The organism is Tatumella sp. JGM130 (genome assembly GCF_018257525.1).
GTDB classification, from domain to species: domain Bacteria; phylum Pseudomonadota; class Gammaproteobacteria; order Enterobacterales; family Enterobacteriaceae; genus Tatumella; species Tatumella punctata.
This window is the reverse complement of sequence record NZ_JAERJS010000007.1, coordinates 137,171-143,170: the sequence shown is the minus strand read 5'-3', so window position 1 is coordinate 143,170 and position 6,000 is coordinate 137,171. Positions and strand designations below refer to the sequence as shown.

The following is a 6,000-nucleotide window of genomic DNA, read 5'->3' as shown; positions in this document are numbered from 1 at the left end:
CGCGGCCGGTCCGTCAAGGTCACGGGAATGAACGAAGGTACCGCGCAGCGGCGGAACGATCTGCCGCAAAGGCCCGGTGTGCAGAGGGCGCGGCCATTGCGCCCTTTGCCTGGTCGCCCGCTGCGGGGTAGCAAAAATGACCTGACATAATGGCGAACAGAACCCCGCCGGACTGATATGCGGCATCCCCGCATCAGCGTTACAGTACCGCCCCGGTAATAAATCGAAATTAATCAGATACCTTTATCGCTGAAAAAGTTTTTCTGCAATCAGCGTTATCGATAGCTGAGGCAGGTTACCGGAGGCGGCATCCGGGCCGCTGAGTGAATGAGTGTGCAGAGGGCGCGGCCATTGCGCCCTTTGCCTGGTCGCCCGCTGCGGGGCAGCAAAAAATGACCTGACGTTATGGCGAACAGAACCCCTCCGGATTGATATGCGGCATACCCGCATCAGCGTTACAGTACCGCCCCGGCCGGAAATAACCGAAGCTACCGCGCAGCGGCGGAACCGATCTGCCGCACAGGCCCGGAGTGCAGAGGGCGCGGCCATTGCGCCCTCTGCTCCTGAGTGAATACATACAAATCCCTAAAGGCACGCTATCATCCCCCCTGAACCAATAACCCCCGGAGACCTCCCCTTATGGACCCGCGTAAAATTATTGTTGAACATTACCCGGCCCTGACGCCGGAGCTGCAAAAAGCCGCAGAGTTCATACTGGAACACAATAATGAACTGGTAGTGTTATCGATGCGGGCGTTTGCCGGAAACGCCGGAGTCAGACCCGCCACCCTGCTGAGGCTGGCGAAACGGCTGGGGTTCAATGGCTGGGGAGAGCTGAAAGATGCCTTTATCCGTTGCATGGGGCTGGCGGATGACAGCTACGCTGCCCGTGCCAGCGATCTGCAAAATAAGCAGCAGCATCCGGCATTATATGACGAAGTTTTTTCAGCCTTTGCGGCCAATTTACAGCAAACTCAGGAAAATAACCGTCACAGTCTGGAACAGGCGGTCAGCCTGCTGGATAGCGCTGACCAGGTCTATATCTGCGGTTTCAGGGCAAGTTTTCCGGTCGCATGGTCACTCTACTATATCTATCGCCTGTTCCACCGTCAGGTGTCTCTGATTGACGGGCTGGCCAGCAATCAGGAGATTTTTACCCGTGAGATTACTTGCCGCGACCTGGTTGTTGTCGTCGGGTTTGCCCCCTATTCACGGGAGACTCTGCAAATTACCGAATATGCCCGGGCCGCCGGTGCCACTCTGATTGCTATCACTGATTCTCCTCTGTCCCCTCTGGCACAAGCCGCCACCTGTAACCTGCTGTTTCCGGTCAGCAGTCCGTCTTTTTTTCCTTCCGTGGTTTCAGGGATGGGAATTGCCGAATGCCTGATGGCCGCCCTGGTCGCCAGACATGGTGACGAGGCTATCCGCCGGATAGAGAGTGCTGAGCGCTATCTGTTTGATTCCGGGGCCTATATATTCCCCGGTAAATAGTCTCCCACCCGGCGCTGATCCGCAACACCCGAAATGATACAAATGAATCATTATTATATTGAATGATCCAATTGTATCTGAGAGTATATCTCTTATCCGGGGTTTCCCCTGCCGTACCAGTAACGGGATGATCAATGAGCCATATTATTCACCGCAGTCTTCATTTTACTCCGCCGATCGCTACCTCGGCACAGGGTGCTTATATTACCGATGCTTCAGGTAAACGTTACCTGGATGCCAGTGGCGGTGCGGCAGTATCCTGCCTGGGCCATGCTCATCCGGATGTGCTGGCAGCAATGCACCGGCAGATCGATACACTCGCCTACGCCCATACGGGATTTTTCACCAGTGATGCGGCAGAAAAGCTGGCTGATCAGCTGGCAGGCAGCGCTCCCGGGGATCTGAATTCCGTCTATTTTGTTTCCGGCGGTTCTGAAGCGGTCGAGACCGCCCTGAAACTGGCCCGTCAGTATTGTGTGGAAACCGGACAGCCGGAAAAAACCACTTTTATTGGCCGTCGTCAGAGCTACCACGGTAATACTCTGGGTGCACTGGCGGTAGGCGGTAATGAATGGCGTCGTAAACAATTTTCACCGTTACTGATGGATGTCGCGCGGGTATCGGCCTGTAATGCCTACCGTGATCAGCGCCACGATGAAACCGAACAGCAATATACCGAACGGTTACTGAATGAACTCGAACAAACCATCGTTGAGACCGGCCCGGAAAAAATTATTGGCTTTATCGCCGAAACTGTCAGTGGTGCCACCACCGGTGCTGTCCCTCCTGTAAAGGGGTATTTTGCCGGAGTGCGCAGGCTCTGTGATAAATACGGTGTGCTGTATATTGCCGATGAAGTGATGTGTGGTATGGGCCGTACCGGAACTCTGCATTCTTTCGAACAGGATGGCGTGGTACCGGATATTGTCACTGTCGCAAAAGGACTGGGTGGCGGCTATCAGCCTATTGGTGCCGTGCTGGTCAGCGATAAGGTGATTGAACCGCTACGTCAGGGCAGCGGACTGTTTCAGCATGGCCATACCTATATTTGCCATCCGACCGCTGCCGCCGCCGCACTGGCTGTACAGCAAGTAATTGTGCGGGATAATTTATTAAGTCATGTGCAGCACCAGGGAAATTATTTACTACAACAATTAGACAATGAGATTGCCGGACTGGAATTTGTCGGTAACACCCGGGGACGCGGCTTATTTGCCGGGATTGAACTGGTGAGAGACAAACAGAGCAAAGCCCCTTTTGACCCGGCGCTGAAGCTGCACGCCGCCATTAAACGCGGCTGCCTTGAACAGGGGCTGATGGTGTATCCGATGGGTGGCACGATTGACGGACAGCAGGGTGACCATATCCTGATTGCACCGCCATTTATTGTGACTCAGCAGCAACTGGATGTGGTGGTCGATACCCTGAAACAGGTGATCATCCGCGAAACACACAACGCAGCAGGTGCCTGACCGATGACCATAACTAACCGCCTGCCACCGCTGGCACCAGAGGACTGGAGCGATGAACAGCGGACACTGGCCGAAGAAGTGATTCAGGGGCCACGCGGAGCATTACTGCCTCCGTTTCAGGCATTATTGCGTAGCCCTGAACTAATGGCTCATGCACAACGATTGGGTGAGTACCTGCGCTACCGTAGTGCAATCGGCCTGCGGTTATCTGAACTGGCTATTTTAGTGACAGCACGTTACTGGGGTCAGCCGGTCGAATGGGAGATTCATGCGCCCATTGCCCGCGGACAGGGGATTTCAGAACAGGCAATTGACGCGATACAGCATCAGCAACGGCCTGCTGATACAGCTCTGCAACAGGATGAATGGCTGGTATATCAGTTCTGCCAGCAGTTACATCAGCAAAAGCATGTCAGTGACGATATCTGGCAGCAGTCCGTGGCACAGTTCGGTGAAGCAGCGGTCATGGATCTGATCGGCATCAATGGCTATTACAGCTTACTGGCAATGGTTATGAATGTTGCCCGAACCCCGGCGCAGCATACACCCATAGGCTTCTGACTCCGCCCGCTATCGCACTAAAATGGTGCTCCCCCGCTCCGCCGGGGGCACCAAAGAAGTGCAAACTCTTTCGCCGCCTTTATAAGAAAAACTGATTACCCGCGCCACAGCCAGAATGCTGAAAGTTAACAACCAAATAACATATAAAACCCTTTTAAATCATTTGGTTATATAATTTATTTCCCCGGGTTATTTGTTTTTTAATTCTGGCATGGTTATTGCTTTTTTGAGTATGACTGACACACATCATCCGATCTTATAAAAAGGACTCGTTATGCTGAAAACAATTAATACTGTAGGTGTTTCACTGGCCTTACTGGCAAGTGCATTCAGCTTTAATGCTGTTGCTAAAGATACACTGACGGTCGGTGTTGATACCGCATTTGTTCCATTCGAATTCAAACAAGACAACAAATATGTTGGTTTTGATATTGATCTGTGGAATGCCATCGCTAAAAAAATGGATGTCGACTATACCCTGCAACCTATGGATTTCAGTGGTCTGATCCCTGGTCTGCAGTCACGTAATATTGATGTCGCTATGGCTGGGATCACTATTACGCCGGTACGTGCACAGGTTGTTGATTTCAGCGCCCCATACTACAACGCTGACTTGCTGATGGCGGTAAAAAGCTCAGCCACCGGTATTAATAAGTTCAGCGATCTGGCGGGTAAAAAAGTGGGCCTGAAGCAGGGTACGGCCGCTGCAACCTATATGAAAGCCAATGTAAAAGCTGATTATGTCGAGTTCCCGAACATCGATAACGCCTATCTCGATCTGCAGGCCGGCAATATTGATGCGGTCGTTCATGACTCGCCGAACGTGTTGTATTACGTAAAAACTGCCGGTAACGGAAAAATCAAAGCGACCGGTGAAAACGATAGCGTGCTGCCACAGCAGTACGGTTTTGCGCTGCAGAAAAACAGCCCTTACACCAGACGTGTTGACGAAGCGCTGAAAGAGTTACGCGCTGATGGTACCTATAACAAAATCTACGTAAAATGGTTCGACAAAGAACCTAAGTAATTGTTTTTCGGGCCAGTGATGGCTGGCCCACTGTCTATTTGACCATGCGGATAAGATTATGAATTTTGATATCAGTTATGTCTGGCAAGCCGTGCCAATATTATTACAGGGGCTCAAACTGACCCTGTTCATTTCAGTAGTCGGGTTACTGGGAGGGTTTGTCATCGGGCTGATCGCCGGTGTCTGTCGCGCATTAGGCGGCAGATTTTCAAAGACGGTGTCATTGATTTTCGTCGAGCTTATCCGCGGAACGCCGATTATGGTGCAGGTGATGTTTATCTACTTCGCCCTGCCACTCGCTTTACCGGTACGTATTGATCCGATTACCGCTGCGGTTGTGACCATTATGATAAATTCCGGCGCCTATATTGCCGAAATTACCCGTGGTGCGTTGCTATCAATTAATAAAGGTTTTAAAGAAGCCGGACTGGCAATGGGTCTGTCTTCACGGGCAACGCTCTGGTACATCATTATGCCGCTGGCATTACGCCGTATGATCCCAGCACTGGGTAACCAGTGGATCATTAGTATCAAAGATACCTCATTATTTATTGTGATTGGGGTTGCCGAACTGACCCGTCAGGGACAGGAAATTATCGCCGGTAACTTCCGCGCACTCGAAGTATGGACCGCAGTTGCAGCACTGTATCTGATTGTTACTCTGTGTCTGAGCTTCCTGCTTAAAACTCTGGAAAAAAGGATGCATATTTTATGAGTATGGTTGAATTTCAAAATGTCTCGAAAAATTTTGGCTCAACGCAGGTGCTGCATGATATCAATCTGAAAATTGATGCCGGTGAAGTAGTCGTTATTATCGGCCCTTCCGGATCCGGTAAATCCACCCTGTTACGCTGTATTAATAAACTGGAAGAAATTTCTTCCGGGGCTCTGATAGTGGCAGGTATGCACCTGACCGATCCGCATGTTAATGAGCAGGATATCCGCCGTGAAGCCGGAATGGTCTTTCAGCAGTTTCATCTGTTCCCTCATCTGACAGCCCTGGAAAATGTCATGTTCGGACCACTTAAGGTTCGCCATGCCAGTAAAGCAGATGCACGTAAACAGGCGATGGATTTACTGACACGGGTCGGTCTGGCAGCACGTGCTGACCATTACCCTTCAGAGCTTTCCGGCGGACAGCAGCAGCGTGTTGCCATCGCCAGGGCACTGGCCGTCAAGCCACAGATGATGCTGTTTGATGAACCTACCTCCGCGCTGGATCCGGAACTGCGCCACGAAGTATTACAGGTTATGCGTTCTCTGGCTGAAGAGGGGATGACAATGGTCATTGTGACCCACGAAATCGGTTTTGCCCGGGATGTTGCCTCACGGTTGATCTTTATCGATGGCGGTACCATTGCTGAAGATGGTTCGCCCGCCGGGCTGATTGAGGGCGGTAATGGCTGCGCCCGTTTGCAGGAATTCCTGCAGCACGTTTCCTGAGTT

General features: G+C 51.6%; 7 protein-coding genes. 6 read left to right on the top strand and 1 reads right to left on the bottom strand.

Going from position 1 to position 6,000, the window contains the following annotated elements; all coding sequences use genetic code 11:
* A partial coding sequence (locus JK211_RS05620; protein ID WP_212707686.1) for a hypothetical protein occupies positions 1-186 on the bottom strand: 186 nt, incomplete at its 3' end.
* Positions 187-639: 453 nt separating this feature from the next.
* Here JK211_RS05620 and JK211_RS05615 point away from each other — a divergent pair.
* The 6 genes from JK211_RS05615 (at position 640) to glnQ (ending at position 5,997) form a co-directional block, all read left to right on the top strand.
* Positions 640-1,494 (top strand): MurR/RpiR family transcriptional regulator, encoded by an 855-nt coding sequence (locus JK211_RS05615; protein WP_212707685.1) that lies wholly within the window; start codon positions 640-642, stop codon positions 1,492-1,494.
* Between the two features lie 134 nt (positions 1,495-1,628).
* The gene (locus tag JK211_RS05610; protein WP_212707684.1) at positions 1,629-2,966 is read left to right on the top strand and encodes an aspartate aminotransferase family protein; all 1,338 of its coding nucleotides are present in this window, start codon (positions 1,629-1,631) and stop codon (positions 2,964-2,966) included.
* Positions 2,967-2,969: 3 nt separating this feature from the next.
* Positions 2,970-3,527 carry a carboxymuconolactone decarboxylase family protein gene (locus JK211_RS05605; RefSeq protein ID WP_212707683.1) on the top strand — a complete coding sequence of 186 codons (558 nt, stop codon included), beginning with the start codon at positions 2,970-2,972 and terminating at the stop codon, positions 3,525-3,527.
* A 274-nt stretch (positions 3,528-3,801) separates the two neighbouring features.
* Complete coding sequence (glnH, locus tag JK211_RS05600; RefSeq protein ID WP_371734583.1) at positions 3,802-4,554, top strand: glutamine ABC transporter substrate-binding protein GlnH; 753 nt, start codon at positions 3,802-3,804, stop codon at positions 4,552-4,554.
* 58 nt (positions 4,555-4,612) lie between these two features.
* Positions 4,613-5,269 carry a glutamine ABC transporter permease GlnP gene (gene glnP, locus JK211_RS05595; RefSeq protein WP_212707682.1) on the top strand — a complete coding sequence of 219 codons (657 nt, stop codon included), beginning with the start codon at positions 4,613-4,615 and terminating at the stop codon, positions 5,267-5,269.
* A gap of 2 nt (positions 5,270-5,271) precedes the next feature.
* Positions 5,272-5,997: a glutamine ABC transporter ATP-binding protein GlnQ gene (gene glnQ, locus JK211_RS05590; RefSeq protein ID WP_212707693.1), complete on the top strand. Its 726-nt coding sequence runs from the start codon at positions 5,272-5,274 to the stop codon at positions 5,995-5,997.
* The last annotated feature ends 3 nt before the right edge of the window (positions 5,998-6,000 follow it).

Excerpts from the sequence above, each read along its gene's own strand:
- JK211_RS05615 (WP_212707685.1), top strand. The coding sequence starts at position 640 with ATGGACCCGCGTAAAATTATTGTTGAACATTACCCGGCCCTGACGCCG.
- JK211_RS05610 (WP_212707684.1), top strand. The coding sequence starts at position 1,629 with ATGAGCCATATTATTCACCGCAGTCTTCATTTTACTCCGCCGATCGCT.
- JK211_RS05605 (WP_212707683.1), top strand. The coding sequence starts at position 2,970 with ATGACCATAACTAACCGCCTGCCACCGCTGGCACCAGAGGACTGGAGC.
- glnH (WP_371734583.1), top strand. The coding sequence starts at position 3,802 with ATGCTGAAAACAATTAATACTGTAGGTGTTTCACTGGCCTTACTGGCA.
- glnP (WP_212707682.1), top strand. The coding sequence starts at position 4,613 with ATGAATTTTGATATCAGTTATGTCTGGCAAGCCGTGCCAATATTATTA.
- glnQ (WP_212707693.1), top strand. The coding sequence starts at position 5,272 with ATGGTTGAATTTCAAAATGTCTCGAAAAATTTTGGCTCAACGCAGGTG.